The sequence below is a fragment of the Novosphingobium sp. BL-S-34 genome, from assembly GCF_056857015.1.
On record NZ_CM166472.1, the window covers coordinates 212,475 to 233,062 of the forward strand.

General features: G+C 65.8%; 20 protein-coding genes. 7 read left to right on the plus strand and 13 right to left on the minus strand.

The genetic code is table 11. The features are described from left to right. Nucleotides 1-103: 103 nt before the first annotated feature. Both AC1VV3_RS00975 and AC1VV3_RS00980 read left to right on the plus strand, forming a co-directional pair. Complete coding sequence (locus tag AC1VV3_RS00975; RefSeq protein ID WP_431568022.1) at nucleotides 104-1,093, plus strand: alpha/beta fold hydrolase; 990 nt, start codon at nucleotides 104-106, stop codon at nucleotides 1,091-1,093. A gap of 7 nt (nucleotides 1,094-1,100) precedes the next feature. After that, on the plus strand, nucleotides 1,101-2,192 hold the full coding sequence (locus AC1VV3_RS00980) for an NAD(P)/FAD-dependent oxidoreductase (protein ID WP_431568016.1): 1,092 nt from the start codon (nucleotides 1,101-1,103) through the stop codon (nucleotides 2,190-2,192). Nucleotides 2,193-2,229: 37 nt separating this feature from the next. Here the strand turns inward: AC1VV3_RS00980 and AC1VV3_RS00985 are convergent, their stop codons facing one another. The 4 genes from AC1VV3_RS00985 to ispH all read right to left on the minus strand — a co-directional run bounded on the left by AC1VV3_RS00985 (nucleotide 2,230) and on the right by ispH (nucleotide 5,792). Then, nucleotides 2,230-3,288, minus strand: a complete 1,059-nt coding sequence (locus AC1VV3_RS00985; protein ID WP_431568017.1) for an FUSC family protein — start codon at nucleotides 3,286-3,288, stop codon at nucleotides 2,230-2,232. An 89-nt stretch (nucleotides 3,289-3,377) separates the two neighbouring features. Then, nucleotides 3,378-3,815 carry a ribonuclease HI gene (gene rnhA, locus AC1VV3_RS00990; protein ID WP_132262277.1) on the minus strand — a complete coding sequence of 146 codons (438 nt, stop codon included), beginning with the start codon at nucleotides 3,813-3,815 and terminating at the stop codon, nucleotides 3,378-3,380. Next, a complete protein-coding gene (thrB, locus tag AC1VV3_RS00995; protein ID WP_431568018.1) occupies nucleotides 3,812-4,801 on the minus strand; it encodes a homoserine kinase in 990 nt (329 codons plus the stop codon). The genes rnhA and thrB overlap by 4 nt, the downstream gene beginning before the upstream one ends. Nucleotides 4,802-4,817: 16 nt before the next feature. Next, the gene (gene ispH, locus AC1VV3_RS01000; protein WP_431568019.1) at nucleotides 4,818-5,792 is read right to left on the minus strand and encodes a 4-hydroxy-3-methylbut-2-enyl diphosphate reductase; all 975 of its coding nucleotides are present in this window, start codon (nucleotides 5,790-5,792) and stop codon (nucleotides 4,818-4,820) included. A 67-nt stretch (nucleotides 5,793-5,859) separates the two neighbouring features. On the opposite strand from ispH, the gene AC1VV3_RS01005 reads away from it, so the two are divergent. After that, nucleotides 5,860-6,522: a hypothetical protein gene (locus AC1VV3_RS01005; RefSeq protein ID WP_132262283.1), complete on the plus strand. Its 663-nt coding sequence runs from the start codon at nucleotides 5,860-5,862 to the stop codon at nucleotides 6,520-6,522. An 83-nt stretch (nucleotides 6,523-6,605) separates the two neighbouring features. Here the strand turns inward: AC1VV3_RS01005 and AC1VV3_RS01010 are convergent, their stop codons facing one another. The 6 genes from AC1VV3_RS01010 to AC1VV3_RS01035 form a co-directional block, all read right to left on the minus strand. Next, the gene (locus AC1VV3_RS01010; RefSeq protein WP_465128071.1) at nucleotides 6,606-7,400 is read right to left on the minus strand and encodes a lysophospholipid acyltransferase family protein; all 795 of its coding nucleotides are present in this window, start codon (nucleotides 7,398-7,400) and stop codon (nucleotides 6,606-6,608) included. After that, nucleotides 7,397-7,834 carry a Fur family transcriptional regulator gene (locus AC1VV3_RS01015; RefSeq protein ID WP_132262286.1) on the minus strand — a complete coding sequence of 146 codons (438 nt, stop codon included), beginning with the start codon at nucleotides 7,832-7,834 and terminating at the stop codon, nucleotides 7,397-7,399. Before AC1VV3_RS01015 ends, AC1VV3_RS01010 begins: the two co-directional genes overlap by 4 nt. Before the next feature lie 121 nt (nucleotides 7,835-7,955). Further along, nucleotides 7,956-8,402 carry a Ros/MucR family transcriptional regulator gene (locus AC1VV3_RS01020; RefSeq protein ID WP_132262288.1) on the minus strand — a complete coding sequence of 149 codons (447 nt, stop codon included), beginning with the start codon at nucleotides 8,400-8,402 and terminating at the stop codon, nucleotides 7,956-7,958. A 148-nt stretch (nucleotides 8,403-8,550) separates the two neighbouring features. After that, the gene (locus AC1VV3_RS01025) at nucleotides 8,551-9,024 is read right to left on the minus strand and encodes a GNAT family N-acetyltransferase (protein WP_431566521.1); all 474 of its coding nucleotides are present in this window, start codon (nucleotides 9,022-9,024) and stop codon (nucleotides 8,551-8,553) included. A gap of 7 nt (nucleotides 9,025-9,031) precedes the next feature. Continuing rightward, nucleotides 9,032-9,694 (minus strand): tRNA (adenosine(37)-N6)-threonylcarbamoyltransferase complex dimerization subunit type 1 TsaB, encoded by a 663-nt coding sequence (gene tsaB / locus AC1VV3_RS01030; RefSeq protein WP_431566522.1) that lies wholly within the window; start codon nucleotides 9,692-9,694, stop codon nucleotides 9,032-9,034. Between the two features lie 22 nt (nucleotides 9,695-9,716). Next, nucleotides 9,717-10,295: a NifU family protein gene (locus AC1VV3_RS01035; RefSeq protein ID WP_132262293.1), complete on the minus strand. Its 579-nt coding sequence runs from the start codon at nucleotides 10,293-10,295 to the stop codon at nucleotides 9,717-9,719. A gap of 200 nt (nucleotides 10,296-10,495) precedes the next feature. Here AC1VV3_RS01035 and AC1VV3_RS01040 point away from each other — a divergent pair, with 200 nt between their 5' ends. Continuing rightward, a complete protein-coding gene (locus tag AC1VV3_RS01040; RefSeq protein WP_482961933.1) occupies nucleotides 10,496-13,426 on the plus strand; it encodes a M16 family metallopeptidase in 2,931 nt (976 codons plus the stop codon). 240 nt (nucleotides 13,427-13,666) lie between these two features. Continuing rightward, a complete protein-coding gene (locus tag AC1VV3_RS01045) occupies nucleotides 13,667-15,040 on the plus strand; it encodes a class II 3-deoxy-7-phosphoheptulonate synthase (RefSeq protein WP_132262297.1) in 1,374 nt (457 codons plus the stop codon). Nucleotides 15,041-15,131: 91 nt separating this feature from the next. On the opposite strand, the gene AC1VV3_RS01050 is transcribed toward AC1VV3_RS01045, so the two are convergent. Further along, complete coding sequence (locus AC1VV3_RS01050; protein ID WP_132262298.1) at nucleotides 15,132-15,332, minus strand: SUI1 family translation initiation factor; 201 nt, start codon at nucleotides 15,330-15,332, stop codon at nucleotides 15,132-15,134. 210 nt (nucleotides 15,333-15,542) lie between these two features. Here AC1VV3_RS01050 and AC1VV3_RS01055 point away from each other — a divergent pair, with 210 nt between their 5' ends. Then, on the plus strand, nucleotides 15,543-15,815 hold the full coding sequence (locus tag AC1VV3_RS01055) for a hypothetical protein (RefSeq protein WP_431566524.1): 273 nt from the start codon (nucleotides 15,543-15,545) through the stop codon (nucleotides 15,813-15,815). Nucleotides 15,816-15,906: 91 nt separating this feature from the next. Continuing rightward, nucleotides 15,907-17,805, plus strand: coding sequence for a CocE/NonD family hydrolase (locus tag AC1VV3_RS01060; RefSeq protein ID WP_431566525.1), 1,899 nt, complete (start codon nucleotides 15,907-15,909; stop codon nucleotides 17,803-17,805). A 45-nt stretch (nucleotides 17,806-17,850) separates the two neighbouring features. Here the strand turns inward: AC1VV3_RS01060 and AC1VV3_RS01065 are convergent, their stop codons facing one another. Together AC1VV3_RS01065 and AC1VV3_RS01070 are read right to left on the minus strand one after the other, a co-directional pair. Next, nucleotides 17,851-19,605: a chloride channel protein gene (locus tag AC1VV3_RS01065; protein WP_132262303.1), complete on the minus strand. Its 1,755-nt coding sequence runs from the start codon at nucleotides 19,603-19,605 to the stop codon at nucleotides 17,851-17,853. Nucleotides 19,606-19,789: 184 nt separating this feature from the next. Further along, a complete protein-coding gene (locus tag AC1VV3_RS01070; RefSeq protein WP_134092736.1) occupies nucleotides 19,790-20,584 on the minus strand; it encodes an SDR family oxidoreductase in 795 nt (264 codons plus the stop codon). Between the last annotated feature and the right edge of the window lie 4 nt (nucleotides 20,585-20,588).

Here is a 20,588-nt window from a genome sequence, read left to right on the forward strand (position 1 = left end):
GCTTACCAAACAGTAACCACAGTATCGAGGCCGAGCTTAGCCCCATGACTGCAAAATCGTGACCATTCAGGCAACCGAGAGCGAGCCTGTGCCCGGCGAAGGCATGCCGTCCCCCGCCGAGATCGCGCGGCTGGCGGCGAAGGCGCGGCGGGCGATACCCGAAGGCGTCGTCGAGAGCTTCTGGACCGGGCCGAGCGGACCGGAGCCGCTGCGCCGGATCGACTGGCCCGCCCATGCTGCGGGTCTGCCGCAGGCGCGCGGATCGATCCTGTTCCTGCCGGGACGCGGTGACAGCTATGAAAAGTGGCTGGAGACGCTTGAGCAGTGGCATCTGGAAGGCTGGGAAGTCAGCTCGATCGACTGGCGCGGCCAGGCGCTGAGCGGACGCTTCGGCTTCGACGCCGCGACCGGCCATGTCCCCGACTTCGATGTGTGGATCGAGGATCTCGCCGCTTTCTGGCGCGGCTGGGCGGCGGACAAGCCGGGGCCGCATGTGCTGATCGGTCATTCGATGGGCGGGCATCTTGCCCTTCGCGCCGTGGCGCAAGGCAAAGTCCGGCCCGATAGCCTGGTGCTCTCGGCGCCGATGCTGGGCATTCACCCCGCCTGGCTGCCTGCCGGGCTGCTTCACGCGGTGGCGCGTGGGATCGCCGGGCTCGGCGATTCGCGGCGCCCTGCCTGGAAGCACAGCGAGAAACCGGAACTCCTGCCGCAGGCCCGATCGCATCTGCTCACGCATGACAAGGGTCGCTATTCCGATGAGGACTGGTGGCGCCAGCGCCGGCCCGGCATCGCCATGGGACCGGCAAGCTGGGGCTGGATCGAGCGGGCGCTCGCCTCGATTCGCCTGCTTGAGGCGCGGGGGGTGCTGGAAGCGGTCGACCTGCCGGTGCTGCTGTTGGCCACCCGGTATGACGGGCTGGTCTCCTGGCCGGCGATCCGGCGTGCTTCCCGCCGTCTGCCGCAGGCGGAACTCCTGGCTTTCGGCTACGAGGCGCGCCACGAAATCCTGCGCGAAGCCGATCCGGCACGCGATCGGGCACTCGCGGCCATACGGGACTTCCTGAACCGGACTGCGCGCGTTAGGGGCTGAAACCCTTATGGATGCGAGGTTCGATATCGTCATAGTGGGCGCCGGCATGGCCGGTGCCTCGCTGGCCGCCAGACTGGCGGACCATGCGCGGGTTCTGGTGATCGAGGCCGAGGAGCGCCCCGGCTATCACGCCACCGGCCGTTCGGCCGCGTTCTGGACCGAGAGCTATGGCGGCCCGCGCGTCAAGCCGCTGACGACGGCATCGGGACCGGAACTGCAGCGGCTGGGCGTGCTGACTCCGCGGGGCGCGCTGACCATCGGCCGAACCGGGCAGGTGCGCGACATCGCCGCTTTCGCCGAGACTTACAGTGCCGTCGGCATCGACGTTTCCATTCTGAAAGCTCCCGAGGTCGCCGCGCGCATCCCCGATCTCCGTCCCGAATGGACGTGCGGCGTGCTGGAGCCGAGCACTTGCGACATAGACGTCGCCGCGCTCCACCAGCACTACCTGGTCGAAGCGCGCAAGGCGGGCGTCGCCTTGTGGAGCCGCGCCGGGCTCGCTGCCGCCGAACGTGGGCCGCAAGGCTGGTCACTCACCCTTGCCGATGGCCGCCGCCTTGGCTGCGACGTGCTGGTCAACGCTGCGGGCGCCTGGGCGGATACGGTGGCGAGCCGGGCGGGCGCCCGGCCGCTCGGCATCGCGCCTTATCGGCGCACCATTGCCCAGGTGGCGATCGAGCCGGCCGCGCCGGACACGCTGCCACTGGTCCTCGACGTGGCCGGCCAGTTCTATTTCAAGCCCGAAAACGGCCGCCTCTGGTTGAGCCCGCATGACGAGACGCCCAGCGCGCCCTGCGATGCTGCGCCGGAGGAAATCGACGTGGCGCTTGCGGTGGACAGGTTCGAGCAAGTGGTCGATCGCCCGGTTCGCCGCGTCGAGCACCGCTGGGCCGGGCTGCGCTCCTTCGCCCCGGACCGGCTGCCGGTCTACGGTTTCGATCCGGCAGATCCGGCCTTCTTCTGGTTTGCGGGGCAGGGCGGCTTCGGCATCCAGACCGCCCCGGCCGCGGCGGAACTGGGCGCCGGGCTCCTGCTGGGCCGGACGACGGGGGGCGAAGTGGATCCCGCCCCCTTCGCGCCGGATCGGTTCGGACGCTAGGCCAGGGCGCCCGCCGCAGGCTTCGTTCCGGCGGGCATCACTCGTTGTTTTCCGCATCGCCGACCCGTGCCGATGCCTTGCGGCCGGGCGCGACGAAGTGCCATGCCAGCAGCACCGGTTCCAGCACGGCCATGCCCACGAAGATGCTGACGAGGCGGTGCACGGCGGGCATGATCTGCGCGTCGGCATAAGAGTCCGGCACCAGCACCACCAGCACGGCGAGCGTGAACTGGAGCCCCAGATAGGTCACGTTCGGCAGGCCGTTTTCGATATGGCGCCCGATGACGATGCCGAGGCAGGTGCCCGCCACGAGCACCGCGGTATTGCCCTGCGCGACCAGCAGGATCGCCAGCGACAGGCCGCCGCCCGCAAGGCAGCCGAGCGTGCGCTGGAACAGGCGGCGCGTCACGGGCACGAAGCCGCTCGCGCCGATGCCGCTGACCGGCACGATCATCACGGCCATGACGGTGACGGCGGCCTGCGCCATCTGCGGCAACTGGAACACCGCGTGCAGCACGGGGAGCACGGCGATGGCGATACCGGCCTGCGCCGCGTGGCGTGCGGCGTGAGGGTGCCATTTCATCCGGTCCGGCGCGGGCTTGCGTCCGGCTAGCCACTTCCTTCCCGTCAGGGTCGCCGCCGATAGGCTGACGATCACGCAGGCCAGGGTGCCGGCGATCACTTCCAGCAGGCGGGTCTGCGCGAAATGTATGGTGTCGAGGTCGGGATGCTCCAGCTTGTCGAGCAGGATCATCTCGAAGGTCAGGCCGAACAGCAGCCAGGCATAAGCGCGCCGCGCCGTGATCATGCCGTAGAGGCCCACGGCACCCACCAGCGCCGCGCTGGCCATGGCGAGCGGAAGGGCGTGAGCGGCATAAGGCACGATCGCCAGGGCCAGCAGCGAGCCGATGGCCGTGCCGACGATGCGAAGCACGCCGCGCAGTAAAGTCTCGGCGGTCTCGCTCTTGAGCAGGACGAAGGCGGTGAAGGCTGCCCAGGCGACCATCTGCGCGCCGATCAGGTGAGCGATCAGGATCGCCAGCATGACCGAGGCGACGCAGGCCCATTCGTCGGCCATGCGCGGGCCGGGCGTCACCAGGGCACGGGCTTCCTCGCGAAGGCGTTCGCGAAGGACGGGGAGCGGCGGAAACCGGGGCGGTTCGGAAGCAGGCAGGTCGCGCCTCCCTATTTGCCTGCCGCCACCGCCGCGTCGCTGGCCAGCTTGTCCACGCGCTCGTTCTCGGCATGGCCGGAATGGCCGCGCACCCATTCCCAGTGGACCTTGTGACGTGCAACCGCCTCGATCAGGTCATGCCAGAGATCGGCATTGCGCACCGGCTGCTTGCTGGCATTGATCCAGCCCTTCTTCTTCCAGCCGTGAACCCACTTGGTGATCCCGTCGATCACGTACTTGCTGTCGGTCTGGAGCGTGATCTCGCAAGGCTCGGTAAGGGCGTTGAGGCCCTTGATCACGGCCGTCATCTCCATGCGGTTGTTCGTGGTGTCCGGCTCGCCGCCCGACATCTCCTTCTCGTGGACGCCCATGCGCAGAAGCACGCCCCAGCCGCCCGGCCCCGGATTGCCCTTGCAGGCGCCGTCGGTGAAGATCTGAACCTGTTTCATGCGCCGAAGATGCCAGAATTGGCCGGATCGGCATAGAATTCGAGGCGCCGGGCAAAGGCCATCGGGTCCTTGGGGGTGACGAGCGCGTCTTCCGGCGTGTTCAGCCAGTCATAAGCGCGGGTCGCCAGGAAGCGGATGGCCGCGCCGCGCGCCAACAGCGGCAGGGCGGTGCGCTCGGCCTCGGAAAGCGGTCGCACGGCTTCGTAACCCTCGATCAGCGCGCGCGAGAGTTCGGCATCGAACTGCGTGCCGTCGTTGCTGAAGCACCAGGCCGAATGGGTGACGGCGACGTCGTAGGCCAGGATGTCGGTGCAGGCGAAGTAGAAGTCGATCAGGCCGGTGACCTGGCTGCCCAGCATCAGCACGTTGTCCGTGAACAGATCGGCATGGATCACGCCGCTGGGCAGGTCCGACGGCCATTTTCCGGCCAGCTCGGCCAGTTCGCGTTCGACCAGGGCGCCGAGCGCGGGGTCGATCGATTCCAGCCCTTCGCGGCCGCAGTCGCCCAGCAGTTGCTGCCAGGCGGGCAGGTCCAGCGCGTTGACACGGCCATGTCCGAAGTCGGCGGCGGCAAGGTGGATCTGCGCCAGGGCCGAACCGACCGCGCGAACCTGCGCCGCCGAAGGCTCGGAAACCGAAACCCCGGGCAGGAACTCGATCAGCGCCAGCGCCTTGCGGTTTTCGCCTTCGCCAATGAAGCGGTGGCTCGCCCCGTCGCGGTCATGCATGGTGCGCGGCACCGGGCAGTCGCGCGCGGCCAGATGGTCGAGCAGGTCGAGGAAGAAGGGGAGGTCGGCCACATCCGTCCGGCTTTCGTAGACGGTGAGGATGAAGCGGCGCGCGTCTTCGCCCTGCCGGGTTTCGATCAGCCAGTTGCTGTTGGACACGCCTTCCGCGATGCCCTTGGCCGAAATGAGCGTACCGACGCCGAACGTCTCGATGATCGCGGACATCTCTTCCGCGCCGAGTCGGGTATAAACTGCCATGACGAACTGGATTCCTTCAGCGGGCGAGCTGGCGCGGCAGCTTGAACGTGATGGTTTCCTCGGCGGTCACACGCTCTTCGGATTCGACTTCGCGCACTTCCTTGATGCGCGCGACCACCTCGTTCACCAGCTCCTCGGGTGCCGAGGCACCGGCGGTCAGGCCGAGGGTGTCGATGTCCTGCAGCCATTCCGGCTCGATGTCGGTCGCGCGCTGGATCATCACGCCGCGCGAACCGGCGCGCTCGGCCACTTCGACCAGGCGCATCGAGTTGGAGCTTTTGGGTGAGCCGATCACCAGCACCAGATCGCAGTCCGGGGCGATCTGCTTGACGGCGCCCTGGCGGTTGGACGTGGCGTAGCAGATGTCTTCCTGCTTCGGCGCCACGACTTGCGGGAAGCGCGCCTCGATCGCGGCGATGATCGCGGCCGTATCGTCCACCGACAGCGTGGTCTGCGAAAGATAGGCGAGTTCGCTGCCTTCCGGCACGTCCACCGTCGCCACGTCGCCGACCGTCTCGATCAGGGTCATGTTGCCTTCCGGGACCTGCCCGAAGGTGCCGATCACCTCGGGATGTCCGGCATGGCCGATGAAGAGGATGTGGCGCCCGTCCGCGATCTGGCGCTCCGCCTGGCGGTGCACTTTGCTGACCAGCGGGCATGTGGCGTCCAGCCATTCGAGACCACGCGCCGTGGCCTTGGCCGGCACCGACTTGGGCACGCCGTGGGCGGAGAAGATCACGGGTACGCCGTCTGGCACCTGGTCCACGCTTTCCACGAAGACCGCGCCCTTGGCCTTGAGACTGTCGACCACGAACTTGTTGTGCACGATCTCGTGCCGCACGTAGACCGGGGCGCCGTAGATATCGAGCGCGCGCTCCACGATCTCGATGGCGCGATCGACGCCGGCGCAGAAGCCGCGCGGGGCCGCGATCAGAAGGCGCAGGGGCTTGCCGGCGCGGGACGGGTTGGGAGACGGAAAGGGCGCGTTCATGAATGGGCCTCTAGCGCTTTGCCGCTTGCGCCGCTAGGGCAAGCCGACGTCTTCGAGGAACCTCACGATGAATGCACGCCGCCTGACTGCCACTGTTCTCTGCTCCGCCGCCGCGGTGACCGCGCTGAGCGGCTGCGCCAAGAAGGGAGAGATCGTGGTCGATTCGGGGGTTGGCATCACTGCCGTGCGTTCGGCCTGTCCGGCCGTGGGTATTCCCGACTATACCGGCGACATGACGCTGTTCCGCGCGGCGAACGATCGCACCGCCAACAATATCGACCTCGAAGCGGCGATGACGAATGTGCGGACGAGCTGCAACGACCAGGGCACTGACAAGGTCTTCGCGAAAGTGGAGTTCGACGTTCTTGCGCGCCGCAACGACAAGCAGGGCGCGCGCCAGGTGACGCTGCCGTTCTTCGTCTCGGTGCTTCAGGGCGGCACCGCCGTCGTTTCCAAGCGCGTCGGCCATGTCACGCTGAACTTCGCAGACGGCCAGGATCGCGCGCAGTTCCACGCCAACGGCTCGGCCTATATCGATCGCGCCGCCGCCACGCTGCCGGCCGACATACGCGAGAAGATCACCCGCAAGCGCAAGGCCGGCGACGCCGATGCCGCCGTCGATCCGCTTTCGGATCCGGCCGTGAAGGCCGCCGTTGCCCGGTCGAGCTTCGAAGTCCTCGTGGGCTTCCAGCTCGACGAGGCGCAGCTCGCCTACAACGCCACGCGTTAAGTGTGAGACGAGGGCGCTCCGGCGCCCTCGCAATCATGGGGACCGGGGTTGATGCGGCAGGAGCCGTAGCTTCTTCCTAAGGGTCAGCGCCTGGCCTGGCCCAACTCGTTTCTGGCGGTTTCGATCGCGGCCTCTGCGCTGCGCGCCATGGCCTTGCGATCCCGGCGTTCCTCGCCCTCCAGGGGTTGGAGGAAGTGCAGCGTCACCCGAACGGGCCGCACGCGTGCGAGAATGCGCAGGGCGTTGTCGAGGCCGGGTTCGTCGCCCACCCATGCGATTTCTTCCGCTTCGTTGCCGTAATCGAGCCAGACGGGCTGCACGGTCAGGCCCGCGTCTTCCGTGCCGATGGCGGAAAGCAGCGACGATTTGAACGGCAGCAGATCCGTGCCGTTGGAGGTGGTGCCTTCGGGAAAGATCGTCAGCGCGCCGGTTTCCTTCAGCGCCGTGCGAATTTGCTCCACTTGCGCAGCGACGGTGCTGCGGCGATTGCGCGCCACGAAGACGGTGTCGTTGAGCGTGCAGAGCCAGCGCAGCGGGCCGAAATCGGCGAGGCCGTCATGGGCGATGAAGGCTGTCCCGCTCGCGCCGGAGAGCGCGGGGATGTCCAGCCAGCTGACATGGTTTGCCAGAAAGAAGCTGCCGGGTGCTGGCCGGCGGCCCCGAACGGTCACGCGCAGGCCGGAGATGGTGCCCACCAGACGCAGGAAAAACGGCGGCACCGGATTGCGCGCCGTGAAGGGCGATGCCGCATAATAGACTGGAACGCAGACCAGCAGCAGCGCCAATAAAGCGAAAAGGCGGATCGCGATCAGGGGCCAGCCCCAGATCGCGATCCGCCTGATCGGTTCGGAAGCCCTGGCCGAAGCCTCTGGCTTCACTTGCGCGCTTCGCCTTCCTCGCGGCCGATCCGCACGCCGAAAAGCTCCATGCGGTGATCGACGAGACGGAAGCCGAGCTTTTCCGCAATCTGGCGCTGCAGCGATTCCAGTTCGGGATCGACGAATTCGATGACCTGGCCGGATTCGACGTCGATCATGTGGTCGTGATGCGCTTCGGGGGCGGCTTCGTAGCGCGCGCGGCCGTCGCCGAAGTCATGGCGATCCAGGATGCCGGCTTCTTCGAAAAGGCGCACGGTACGATAGACCGTTGCGATCGAGATGCCCGGATCCAGCGCGGTGGCGCGTTCATGGAGCTTCTCGACGTCGGGGTGGTCGGTACTCTCAGACAGCACACGGGCGATGATGCGGCGTTGTTCGGTAATCCGAAGGCCGCGTTCTGCGCAGAGGGCTTCGAGGTCGATAGGTTGATGCACGTTTGACCTGTATCAATGAAAAGGCACGGCAACCTAGATAGGCGGCCGTGCCTTCAATCACAACCGGAGAACGTCGATTACGAAAATCGACGATGCTCGTGACGGTTCTGTTCGCAGCCGATCAGGCGGCGACGGTCTTCGGCTTGCGGCCGCGACGCGCGTTGGGCTTGCGACCCAGGCCGATCTTCTTCGCCAGTTCGCGGCGCTTCTCGGCGTAGTTGGGGGCGACCATCGGATAGTCGGCGGGAAGGTTCCAGCGCGCGCGATACTCTTCCGGGGTCATGTTGTAGTGCGTCATGAGGTGACGCTTCAGCATCTTGAGCTTCTTGCCGTCTTCCAGGCAGACGATGTAGTCGGGCTTGACCGAAGCGCGCACCGAAACGGCGGGTTCAGGCTTTTCTTCTTCGACCACGGGGGCACCGCCAAGTCCGGCGAGGGCGCCGTAGACATTGGTGATGAGGGCGGGGAGATCCTCTACGCCGACACTGTTGTTGCTGACATGAGCAGCTACGATGTCCGACGTGAGCGTGATCAACGTCTCGTTGGCATCAGCCTGGATGGTTTCCATTATTTTACGACCTCTTTTTTGCGACCATTTTGGAATCGGCGGCCATTTAAGGCCTGCACTTGTCTTCTGAACCATTTTGTTCAGGAATTCAAGGTCTATTAGAAGTCGTCCCTAATTGTGACAGTTGTAACATTAGGTATCGACATCTTTATTCAGAAGGCGGGCAACCAATGTCGCAAGCAAAGGTTAGTGCGTCGATTCTGTCACCACTAGGTGTACGGTAGTACTCCCTGCGTTCGCCGATCTGGTAGAAACCGAAAGCGGAATAGAGCAGTTCCGCAGGGTTTCCTTTTCTCATTTCAAGTAAAAGTCGTTTAGCCCCTCTTGTCGCTGCGGCAAGTCGAAGCGAGTCCAATATGGAGCGTCCAAGTCCTAGGCGCCGATATTCGGGGTTCACGGCCAGAAGCAGCAGTTCCTCTTCCTCGTAGCCGGTACGGGAAAGCGAAAAACCCGCCGCCGCTTCGTCTTCCGCGACAGGCGTTCCTTGTGCAGAAATGAGGAAATAGTGGCAATTCCCGAAGGCCAGGGCATCTTCGACCTGGCGCCGGTTCCAGGCTTCACCCCAGGCGGGTTCGAAAGCCTGCGCCATGACGGCCATGATCCTGTCGAGATCGTCGATCATCGGCGCCTCAGTTTCCGGGAGCGGGAAGGCCGCCCGGCAGGCGCGCATCGGGTGCGCGGCCGTACAGAGGGCGGGTGTCGGATGTCAGCGCCGCGGCCGGCAGCAGCGGGAACGCGCGCGCATCGGGCCAGACGGGCAGGGCCGTGCCGCTTCCGCGCGCCGTGACGAGGGCTTCGGCCTGGGTGCCGGCGATCACGGTTTCGATTGCGCTTGCTGCGGCAGCTTCGGGCCGGAGCGACACGAGCGGACGGGCCACGTTGCCGTCTCCCGCGAAGCCTTCGATGAACCATTCTCCGTGTCCGCCGGTCATGGCCACGCCCACGGGCACGTTGCCCGCCTGGTCGCGCGCGATCGCGGCAACCATGGCCAGCGTCGAATAGCCGGCTATCTCGGAGCCCCAGGCCAGGGCGAGCGCGCGCGCCGCAGCCAGGCCCACGCGCACGCCGGTGAAGCTGCCGGGGCCGAGTGCCGCCACGATGCGCGGCGCGCGGCCACGATCGGGAAGGGCGGCGATCATCGGTACGAGGGCTTCGGCGTGGCCGCGGCCCAGCATGCGAAACTCGCCCGCCACCAGCCTGTCGCCATCGAAAAGCGCGACCGAGCAGGCCTCGGTCGCGCTATCGATCACCAGTGTCGGGCCGCTGAAAGGCGCATCTGTCGCTTCCGTCATGTCTGGTCAGTCGTTCCCGGGATCAGGCGGCGCGGACTTCGGTGACTTCGGGGACGTAATGCTTCAGCAGGCTTTCGATGCCGTGCTTGAGCGTCGCACTGGAGGAGGGGCAGCCCGAGCAGGCGCCCTGCATGGCGAGGTAGACCACGCCGTCGCGGTACCCGCGATAGACGATGTCGCCCCCGTCGTTGGCCACGGCGGGGCGGACGCGGGTTTCGATCAGGTCCTTGATCTGCTCGACGATGTCGGCATCGGCCGGATCGTCACCATAGTCGGCGTCCTCTTCGGCCGGTACCGAGAAGCCGCTGGCATCGCCGCCGGAAAACAGTGGGGCTTCCGATACGAAATGGTCGAGCAGGATGGAGACGACCTGCGGCTTGAGGTCGGACCACTCCGCGCCGGGCGCGGCGGTCACCGAAACGAAGCCCTGGCCGAAGAACACGCCGGTCACGTCGCCCAGGTCGAACAGCGCCTGCGCCAGCGGCGAGACTTCCGCGTCTTCGGGCGAAGTGAATTCGCGGGTGCCGGACGCCATGACCTGCCGTCCGGGCAGGAACTTGAGCGTGGCGGGATTGGGCGTGGCTTCGGTTTCGATATACATGATCCACGCGATTTAGGTGCTGCGCGGATAGGGTCAAGTCCACAAGCCGCAATTGACTTTGCGCGGCGCGGGAACAAGGCTGCGATTTGCCTCTTTCTAAGCCGCGACTTCACACGCTTGAATCCCCTGACGACCGGCGCTTCCTAATCACCGGCGCTATTCACTGGCCCTTAATCGAACCGGAACCTATACCCCTCCCGATGACGAAATCTTCGCGCGCCGCCCGCTCGCTCGCTTGCCTGCTCCTGCTGGCTCCCCTCCCGGTTCAGTCCGTTCTGGCGCAAGTGCCGAACGCCCCGGCTCCGGCGGCAGACACGCTGCCCGGAGACAGCAATCCGTGGCTTTATCGCGGCAGCGACATTCCGCGCGATCCCGAATGGCATTTCGGTGAGCTGCCGAACGGCCTCAAGTATGCCGTGCGCCGTAACGGCGTGCCGCCGGGGCAGGTTTCGATCCGCATCCGTGTCGATGCCGGTTCGCTCTACGAAACCGATTCGGAGCGCGGCTATGCGCACTTGCTGGAACACATGCTGTTCCGCCAGTCGAAGTACATTCCGGAAGGCACGGCCATTGCCGCCTTCCAGCGTCTGGGCGCGACCTTCGGCAGCGATACCAATGCCGTGACCTCGACCACGCAGACCGTGTTCAAGCTCGACCTGCCCAACGCGACGCCCACTTCGCTGGACGAGACGTTCAAGCTGATGAGCGGCATGGTGACGGCGCCGACGCTGTCGGCCTCCAACCTCAAGTCCGACTTGCCGATCGTGCTGGCCGAAATGCGCGAGCGGGGCGGCGCCGCCAAGCGTGTGCAGGATGCCATGCAGAAGACGCTCTATGCCGGGCAGCCGCTCTCCGTGCGCGAGCCGATCGGCACGGTGGAATCGCTGACTTCGGCAACGCCGACCTCGGTGCGCGCCTTCTATTCGCGCTGGTATCGCCCTGACAACGTGGCGGTGATCGTCGCGGGCGATGCCGATCCGGCCACGCTGGAAAGCTACGTGAAGAAGTGGTTCGCGGACTGGAAGGCCAATGGCAAGCTGAGCCAGGCGCCCAGCTTCGGCGATCCGGTCGCGCCCAAGGATGCCGATCGCAGCAATCCCGTCGGCGAGACGAAAGTGCTGGTCGAGCCCGACCTGCCGCCTTCGCTGATGTATGCCATCTTGCGCCCGTGGCGTCAGGTTACGGATAATATCGTCTATAACCAGGGACTTATGGTCGATTCCATTGCCCAGGCCGTAATCAACCGCCGTCTCGAATCGAAAGCGCGGGCCGGTGGCAGCTTCCTCTCGGCTTCGGTGAACCAGGACGATGTCTCGCGCTCGGCCGACGCCACTTTCGTGTCGGTGACGCCGCTCGGCGACGACTGGGAGGCGGCCTTGCGCGATGTGCGCGCCGTGATCGCGGATGCCACCACCAAGCCGCCTACGCAGGCCGAGATCGACCGCGAAGTGGCCGAACTGGATGTCGCATTCCAGGTTCCGGTCGAGCAGCAGCGCATCCTGCCGGGCTCGAAGCTGGCCGACGACATGGTCAATGCGCTCGACATCCGCGAAACGGTGGCCGCGCCGAACGACGTGCTGCGCATCTTCCGCGAATCGAAGCACTTGTTCACGCCAGCGGACGTGCTCAAGCACACGCAGCAGCTGTTCAACGGAACGGTGACGCGGGCGCTGTTCACCACGCAGAAGGAAGGCGGCGCTACCGACCAGTCCCTCCGCTCCGCCTTGCTCCAGCCCATCAAGCCCGATGCCTCGATCCGCACCGCCGGCAATGAAAAGCCGGTGTCCTTCGAGAAGCTGCCCGCCATCGGCGCGCCTCACAAGGCGACCGCCCAGACCTCGACGGGACTGCTCGATATCGAGCAGCTGACTTTTGCCAATGGCGTGAAGGCGCTGCTCTGGCCGGTTCAGGAAGAGCCCGGCCGCGTCACCGTGAAAGTGCGGTTCGGCGGCGGCAAGCGTTCGATCGACCCGAAGGACGCGCCCTATATCGCGCTGGGCGAGTTCGCGCTCGTCGGCTCGGGCCTAGCCACGCTCGGCCAGGAAGATCTCGACCGTATTTCGACCGGGCGCAAGATGGGCTTCGACTTCGAAGTGCAGGACGCCAGCTTCCAGTTCCAGGCGGAAACGCGCCCGCAGGACCTGGCGGACCAGCTCTACCTCTTCGCGGCCAAGCTCGATCTCCCACGCTGGGATCCGCAGCCGCTGGTCCGCGCCAAGGCCGCGGCGATGATCCAGTATGCCACTTACTCCACCTCGCCGCAGGGCGTGCTGAACCGCGACCTGGAATTCTACCAGCGCGGCCAGGATCCGCGCTTTGCAACGCCGAAGCCCGAAGCGATCGAGAAGACCACGGCGGCCGGGTTCAAGAAAGTCTGGAGCAAGGCGCTGGCCAGCGGCCCGGTCGAAGTCCAGATCTATGGCGATTTCGACAAGGCTTCCACCATCGCCGCGCTGGAGAAGACCTTCGGCGCGCTCAAGCCGCGCACGCCGGCGCCTTCCACCGCCAACCTGGCGGACGTGACCGTGCCCAAGCCTTCGGACACCCCCATCGTGCTGCAGCACCATGGCGATCCCGACCAGGCGGCGGCGGTTATCTCCTGGCCGACCGGCGGCGGCTCTATGGGCATCCGCGAATCGCGTCAGCTTGAAATCCTGACGCAGCTCTTCACCAACCGCCTGCTCGATGCAGTGCGTGAGAAGCTGGGCGTGGCCTATGCGCCTTACGTCTATTCGCAGTGGCCCGTGGACATGGCGGCCGGCGGTTCGATCACCGCCATGGCGCAGCTCGACCCCAAGTCGACCAAGGTGTTCTTCCAGACCGCGGACGAGATCGCGCAGGATCTCATCAACAATCCGCCGACGGCGCAGGAACTGGCGCTTGTGACCGAGCCGATGCGTCAGCAGGTGACGCGCGCCGCCTCCAGCACCTCGTTCTTCATGGGCCAGCTGGAAGGTGCGACTTACGATCCCTCGCGCATCGGCACCGTTCGCACGATCCTCTACGATTATACCGCCACGACGCCGCAGCAGATGCAGGCGCTTGCCGCCCGCTATCTCGGCAAGAACAATTCGTGGCAGCTGGAGGTCATGCCGGAAGGCAAGGCGGTCGGCGCGGTCGCCGTAAAGTAGGATCAGGTTGAACGCGGGGCAGGATTGTTCGCAAGTTACGCGCGCAATCCTGCCTGCGACACCTTGTTTCGCCGCGCCGGGGCGTTGAAGGCGCAATCGATCACCCTGATCGTCTAAACCGGCTTTGCAAAAATTGCCCGGGGAGGCTATGGCCCGCCCCTTGTTTGCGGTTCTTGCCGGTTTGGCCCCATGCATTCGGCGCGGGGAGAGAGGGCGAAGGAACCGCCGGGAGTACGTAACGTGGCTAGCAATTGGACCCCGGAAAGCTGGAAGGCTCAGGAAGCCCGCCATCTTCCGGTATACGGCGATGCGGAGAAGCTGGGCGAGGTTGAGGCCACGCTTGCGAAGTTTCCGCCGCTGGTCTTTGCGGGCGAGGCGCGTGCTCTGAAGGCGGATCTCGCCGAAGTCGCCGCCGGTCGCGGTTTCCTGCTCCAGGGCGGGGACTGCGCGGAAAGCTTCGCCGAATTCAGCGCAGACAATATTCGCGATTCCTTCCGCGTGCTGCTGCAGATGGCGGTCGTGCTGACTTTCGCCAGCAAGCAGCCGGTGGTGAAGCTGGGCCGCATGGCGGGCCAGTTCGCCAAGCCGCGCTCGGCCCAGACCGAGACGATCGGCGGCATGGAACTGCCCAGCTACTTCGGCGACATCATCAACGGCATCGAGTTCGAGCCGGAAACGCGCCGCAACGATCCGGAGCGGATGCTGAAGGCCTATGGCCAGTCCTCGGCCACGCTGAACCTGCTGCGCGCATTCGCGCATGGCGGTTATGCGAACCTGCGCCAGGTTCACCAGTGGACGATGGAGCACATCAACCGCAGCCCCTGGGGCCAGAAGTTCGAACAGATGGCCGACCGCATCGGCGAGGCGCTGGACTTCATGGCGGCCTGCGGCGTGGACCCGACTTCGGTTCCGCAGCTTCAGGGCACCGAGTTCTACACCAGCCACGAAGCGCTGCTGCTGCCCTATGAGCAGGCGCTGACCCGCCGCGATTCGCTGACCGGCGACTGGTACGACTGTTCGGCCCACATGCTGTGGATCGGCGACCGCACGCGCTTCGAAGGCTCGGCCCATGTCGAGTACTTGCGCGGCGTCGGCAATCCGATCGGCATGAAGTGCGGACCCAGCCTCGAGCCCGACGCTCTGCTGCGCATGCTCGATACGCTGAACCCGGCACGCGAGCCGGGCCGCATGACGCTCATCAGCCGTTATGGCTATGACAAGGTCGAGGCCGGCCTGCCCAAGCTGGTGCGCGCGGTAAAGGCCGAAGGTCATCCCGTGGTATGGTCGTGCGACCCGATGCACGGCAATGTCATCAAGGCCGAGAGCGGCTTCAAGACTCGTCCCTTCGACCGCATCCTGGCCGAAGTGCGCGGCTTCTTCGCCGTCCACCGCGCCGAGGGCACGCATGCTGGCGGTATCCATATCGAGATGACCGGCCAGGACGTGACCGAATGCACCGGCGGCGCCATCGCCATCACTGACGAGGCGCTGAAGGACCGCTATCACACGCACTGCGATCCCCGCCTCAACGGTGCGCAGTCGATCGAACTCGCGTTCGAGATCGCCGACCTGCTCAACCTGGAAGCGACGGAGCGGCAGAAGCAGGCGGCCTGAAACCACTGCTTTCGATAAAGTTGCGCGGGCAGGAAAGTCTTGGCTTTCCTGCCCGTTTTCTTGCCGGAAGCCTGAGCGGTGGGACCGAAGCTCAGGTGCAGGGTTGGCAGGCGGCGGATCGGCTTTCCCGCACTTGCGCGCGCAGTGCTTCGATCTGGGCCGCCTGACGACGCATCACCGCGGCGGCCTGAAGCATGGTCGCCTCCGCTGTGGACCATTCCTTCACGGAACCGCCCAGCGCCGCCCACATTTCGAGCGTCTGCGCCAATGCCTTGACTTCGGCTTCGTCCACCGCCCTCATCCCCGGCGCCCAGACGGGCCGCCGTGCAAAATTGATTGTAACGGGGCGGGACTCTTCTTTCAGCTTCGCAAAATCGATGCGAATTCTACGAAAAGCCGATAGGCTTGGACGAGCGTCGTCCGTCCTGATGCCTTTTGAGCAGCCTGTCTGGAATGCCGGGGGCAACGGATTGGCGGGATGTTTCGGTGGGGAGGGGGCGTCATGAAGAAGTTCGCGTTGCTTGCGCTGGTCGTGGTCTTCGCCGCCGGAAATCCGGCCTTGGCAAAGGGCCCTGCGGCGTCCGAAAAGGCGGCCGAGAAGAAGCCGGGGATGGACCAGGCCGATCCGATCGAATGCCGCAAGTTCCAGGAAATCGGGTCGCGCCTTAAGATCAAGCGGGTCTGCATGTCCCGCAGTGAGTGGGCGGCCCAGGCGCGCGAAGACCGGATGAACATAGAGCGTTCGCAAGTGGCGCGGGGACTTGGTCCCACCTGAATCCTGCCGCGCAAGTGGGATGCTCTATCCGGTGGAGATCGGTCGAGAACCCGCTTGACCGCTCGAAATGCACGGGCCACCAAACGGGTCCATGACAAAACATTTCCGGATCGCCGCGGGCCTCGCAGTTGCGCCGTTCGCTCTTGCCGCCGCTTCGCAACTCTCGGCGGCCCCGCCCACCGATACGATGATGAACGAGCAGGTCGGCTCGTATGACTGGGTGCGCCCGCAGGCGGATTATATCCGCCGCGAAGTGATGATCCCGATGCGCGACGGCAAGAAGCTGTTCACGGTCATCGTCATGCGCAAGGGCACGAAGGACGGGCCGATCCTGCTCGGCCGCACGCCCTACAATGCCGGCGGCATGACCAGCCGCAACCGCAGCCAGAAGATCGAGGAAATCCTTTCGATCATGGACGCGGACTTCGTCAACGACGGTTATATCCGCGTCTACCAGGACGTGCGCGGGCTGGACGGGTCCGAAGGCGACTACGTGATGAACCGGCCGCTGCGCGGGCCGCTCAACAAGACCAAGGTCGACCATGCCACCGACGCCTACGATACCATCGACTGGCTGGTGAAGAACGTGAAGGAGAGCAACGGGAAAGTCGGCATCACCGGCTCGTCCTACCTCGGGTTCACCTCCCTGATGGCGCTGATCGATCCGCACCCGGCGCTCAAGGCTGCCGTGCCCCAGAGCCCGATGGTCGATGGCTGGATGGGCGACGACTGGTTCCATAACGGCGCCTTCCGCATGTTCGGTTTCGACTATGACCTGGGCCAGACCGTCAAGAAGGGCGGGGGCGCGGTGCCCAAGGGCACCGGCGACGAATATCAGGCCTATCTGGAAGCCGGTTCGGCCATGGATTATGCCAAGGCGTACGGCCTGCTGGACCTTCCGGTGGTCCGCAAGGTGCTGGAGCATCCCAGCTACGACGCCTGGTGGCAGGGTCAGGCCGTGGACAAGCTGCTGGGCGCGCGCAAGCTGACGGTGCCGACCATGCTGGTCGTCGGTCAGTGGGACCAGGAAGACAGCTACGGCGCCCCGGCCGTCTATCAGGCGCTCAAGGCCAACGGCACGCCCAGCGACATGGTCAGCCTCGCCATCGGCCCCTGGCGCCATTCCCAGGTCAATTACGAGGCGCGCGAACTGGGCCCGCTCAAGTGGGAAGGCGATACCGGCGCACAGTTCCGCCAGCGCTACATGAAGCCGTTCTTCGACTGCCACCTGAAGACCGATGCCCCGAAGTGCGATACCCCGCCGGTCGTGACTTACGCCACGGGCGAGAACCGCTGGGAAGTATCGCAAAGTTGGCCCGCAGGCAGCTACACGCCGCTCTACCTCGCGGCGAACTACGGCCTTTCGTGGAGCAAGCCGGCGGCGGGCAGCGACAGCTACGTTTCCGACCCGGCCAAGCCCGTGCCGCTGCTGCCGCGCCCCGTCCACATGCAGGGCGAGGAGTGGAAGACCTGGCTCGTTCACGACCAGCGCTTCGTTGACGGCCGCACCGATGTGCTGAGCTACAGCACCGGCGTGCTGGACAAGCCCGTCCATATCAAGGGCGCACCCAAGGTCGAGCTTCATGCTGCCACCAGCGGGCAGGACAGCGATTACGTGGTCAAGCTGATCGACGTCTATCCGCAGGAGAACTCGGCCAACCCTGCCCTGGCCGGCTATCAGCTCGGCATCGGTATCGAGATCTTCCGGGGCCGCTACGTCCACGGTTTCAACAAGCCGCAACCCCTTGAGCCGGGCAAGAGCTACACGTTCCAGTGGTCGCTGCCCAACGTCGATCATGTGTTCCTGCCGGGACACAAGATCATGGTGCAGGTGCAGTCCAGCCTGTTCCCGCTTTACGACCGCAACCCGCAGTCCTGGGTATCCTCCATCATGGAAGCCAGGCCCAGCGACTATGTGAAGGCGACGGAAACCGTGACGTACGGCGGCGATGCGGCGAGTGCCGTGTGGCTTCCGGTTGCTGGTGACTAAGCAAACGGCCTCGTTCCGGACCCGATCCGGGACGAGGTCACGCGGTCAGCTTTCCCCGAAGAGTTCGCGCTGCGAGGCTTCGATTTCCTCGAAGTAGCGCCGACGTGCATGGCGCTCGGTGACGACGCCGACCACCCGGCCGACGCCGTCCACCACCGCCAGTTCGTCGGCCACGGCCACGTCGAAAGCCTTTATCATCGCGCGGATGTCGGTGGTCGGGGAAAGGGTGGTGCCCTTCAGCGAGGCGAGGGAGCCGATCGCGCTGTCCTGCGGCAGTTCGGGATTATAGGCAGAGGACGTGGCGACGATGCCGGCGTAATGCTCGTCCTCGTCCAGCAGGATCGCCTTGCTTGCCGAGCCCAGCGGAACGCGCGCCCGGAAGTCGGCCACGGACAGCGTGGCCGGTGCCGAGATCCAGTCCTTGCGCATGATGCGTCCGGCCGTAAGGCTGAGCATCCAGCCGATGTCCCGCGGGGAGCGGATGATCGAGCCGCGGATGTGCAGGCGCCAGGTCGAGAACGAATAGCCGAACATTTCGCGGGTGAAGGCGCTGGAGACGAGCGAGGCGGTCAGCACCACGCCCATCAGCGCGAAGTCGTGAGTCGTCTCCAGCATGAGCATGGCCAGAGTCATCGGGCCGCCGACGATGGAGACCGCCAGCGCGCTCATGCCGACGAGGGCGGATTGGGTGGGATCGAGTTCGATGCCCAAAGGCAGCAATTGCACGGCGGCGGCGAAGATCAGGCCGACCAGCGACCCCAGGAAGAGCGAGGCGAAGAACAGCCCGCCGCGAAAGCCGAAGCTCAGCGAGATGACCGAAGCGGCGATCTTGAGCGCCAGCACCATGAGCAGGAAATGGATCGCCGGCTGCATGGCGAGGTTGAGGTGCATCGCGCCGTGGCCCGCCGAAAGCGACTGCGGCGAGACCCAGGCCAGCGGCATCAGCAGCAGCCCGCCCACCAGCGGCTTCCAGCGCGCGAAGCGGGTCAGGCGCTGGACGTGCAATTCGGTGAAGGTCACCAGCCGCATGATGAGTATGCCCACGAGGGCACAGACCAGGCCGAGCACGGCGTAGATGAAATAGTCGCCCGTGGTGAGGTCGCGCGCGCTGGACGCGGCGATCAGGTACGGTTCGACGCCGAGTTCGCGGGTGATGAACGCCGCGCCGAGGGCGGCGGCGATGACTGGGGCGATGGCGGAGGGCGTATAGGCGCCGATCACGATCTCGAAGGCGTAGAAGGCACCGGCCAGGGGCGCGCCGAAAGCGGCGCCAACCGCGGCTCCGGCTCCGGCGCCGACCAGTGTGCGCATGTCGGCGCGGCGCAGCTTGAACCATTGGCCCAGCACCGAGGCGACGCCGCCGCCCATCTGGGCATAAGCCGCCTCCAGCCCCACCGAGGCTCCCGCGCCGTTGGAAATGATGGTCTGGGCGGAGATGATGAGATTGTCGATGAAGGGGATCCGCCCGCTGTGCAGCGCGTTGGCTTCGACGACGTCGATCGGTGCGCGCCGGCGTCTGCGAAGCAGATAGGCGATGCCGATCAGGACCAGGCCGCCGAAGGGCAGGGCGAGCAACCGCCAGGGATGGCGGATTTCACCCAGTGCGCTCAGCCGGTTGCCGTCGATCGCGTAGAACAGCTGTTGCAGCGTGTGGGCGAGAAAGCCCTGGAGGTTGGTGAGCCATCCGGCGGCTATTCCTGCCATGACGGCCAGCACGATGAACGCCAGCTCGCTCTCGCGCATGCGTTGCCGCTGGCGGATGACCAGGGCTTTCAGGGCGTTAACGGCGGGACGTCGCATCGATTGTCGATTGGGCCTGCGCATGCGCGGCTGTCAAGGCGGGTATCGGGAGGAGGGGCAAGAAAAGCGAGCGTGCAGAGCGGCGGTCACGGGGCCGTCCTGCGGACGGAATCCGTGTCCGCGCGCCCGTTCTTGCGGGCGCGCGGCATGCCGCACCGGCTTGCGCCCGAGTTCTGCGGCTACCTCACTTCGGAGGCATGCGGATGCCGCCGTCGAGGCGGATGCACTGGCCGTTGAAGTACGTGTTGCGCACCAGTTCGAGCACGAAGCTGGCGAACTCTTCGGGATTGCCCAGGCGCTTGGGGAAGGGGACGGCCCGCCCGAGGCCTTCATAGACCGCCTCGTTCATCTCCTTGACGCGCAGCATCGGCGGGGTGGCGAATGTGCCGGGCAGGATGGCGTTGACGCGAATGCCGAGGTCCATCAGGTCGCGCGCCATCGGCAGCACCATGGCATTGACCGCGCCCTTGCCGCCGCCATAAGCGACCTGGCCGATCTGTCCGTCCTGCGAAGCGGCAGAAGAAGTGAAGACGATGCAGCCGCGTTCGCCGTCGGCATTGAGCGGCTCGGCCGTCGCCATGCCCAGCGCGGCGATCGCGGCCACGCGGTAGGACGCGGTGAACACGCCCTCGGCCGTCTTGGCGATCTGTTCGGTGGCCATGCGCTTGAAGCCGCCCGTGGCCTTGTCGAACGAGACGGTCTTGCCGCCGCCGGCCACGACGGCGCAGTGGACGACGACGCGTTCCTGGCCATGGGCGGCGCGGGCGCGGGCGAAGCCTGCCTCCACGCTCTCCTCGTCGAGAATGTTGACCTTGCAGAACACGCCGCCGATTTCGGCCGCGAAAGCTTCGCCTGCCTCCTCGCTGATGTCGAAGATGGCGACTTTCACGCCTGCATCGGCCAGCGCCTTCGCGCTGGCGCGGCCAAGGCCCGATGCACCGCCCGTGACGACGGCGGCCAGCGTGTTGTCGATCTTCATGGCG

Coding starts and splice junctions, on each gene's coding strand:
- AC1VV3_RS00975 (WP_431568022.1), top strand. CDS start 104: ATGCCGTCCCCCGCCGAGATCGCGCGGCTGGCGGCGAAGGCGCGGCGG.
- AC1VV3_RS00980 (WP_431568016.1), top strand. CDS start 1,101: ATGGATGCGAGGTTCGATATCGTCATAGTGGGCGCCGGCATGGCCGGT.
- rnhA (WP_132262277.1), bottom strand. CDS start 3,815: ATGAAACAGGTTCAGATCTTCACCGACGGCGCCTGCAAGGGCAATCCG.
- thrB (WP_431568018.1), bottom strand. CDS start 4,801: ATGGCAGTTTATACCCGACTCGGCGCGGAAGAGATGTCCGCGATCATC.
- ispH (WP_431568019.1), bottom strand. CDS start 5,792: ATGAACGCGCCCTTTCCGTCTCCCAACCCGTCCCGCGCCGGCAAGCCC.
- AC1VV3_RS01005 (WP_132262283.1), top strand. CDS start 5,860: ATGAATGCACGCCGCCTGACTGCCACTGTTCTCTGCTCCGCCGCCGCG.
- AC1VV3_RS01020 (WP_132262288.1), bottom strand. CDS start 8,402: ATGGAAACCATCCAGGCTGATGCCAACGAGACGTTGATCACGCTCACG.
- AC1VV3_RS01025 (WP_431566521.1), bottom strand. CDS start 9,024: ATGATCGACGATCTCGACAGGATCATGGCCGTCATGGCGCAGGCTTTC.
- tsaB (WP_431566522.1), bottom strand. CDS start 9,694: ATGACGGAAGCGACAGATGCGCCTTTCAGCGGCCCGACACTGGTGATC.
- AC1VV3_RS01035 (WP_132262293.1), bottom strand. CDS start 10,295: ATGTATATCGAAACCGAAGCCACGCCCAATCCCGCCACGCTCAAGTTC.
- AC1VV3_RS01040 (WP_482961933.1), top strand. CDS start 10,496: ATGACGAAATCTTCGCGCGCCGCCCGCTCGCTCGCTTGCCTGCTCCTG.
- AC1VV3_RS01055 (WP_431566524.1), top strand. CDS start 15,543: ATGAAGAAGTTCGCGTTGCTTGCGCTGGTCGTGGTCTTCGCCGCCGGA.
- AC1VV3_RS01060 (WP_431566525.1), top strand. CDS start 15,907: ATGACAAAACATTTCCGGATCGCCGCGGGCCTCGCAGTTGCGCCGTTC.
- AC1VV3_RS01065 (WP_132262303.1), bottom strand. CDS start 19,605: ATGCGACGTCCCGCCGTTAACGCCCTGAAAGCCCTGGTCATCCGCCAG.
- AC1VV3_RS01070 (WP_134092736.1), bottom strand. CDS start 20,584: ATGAAGATCGACAACACGCTGGCCGCCGTCGTCACGGGCGGTGCATCG.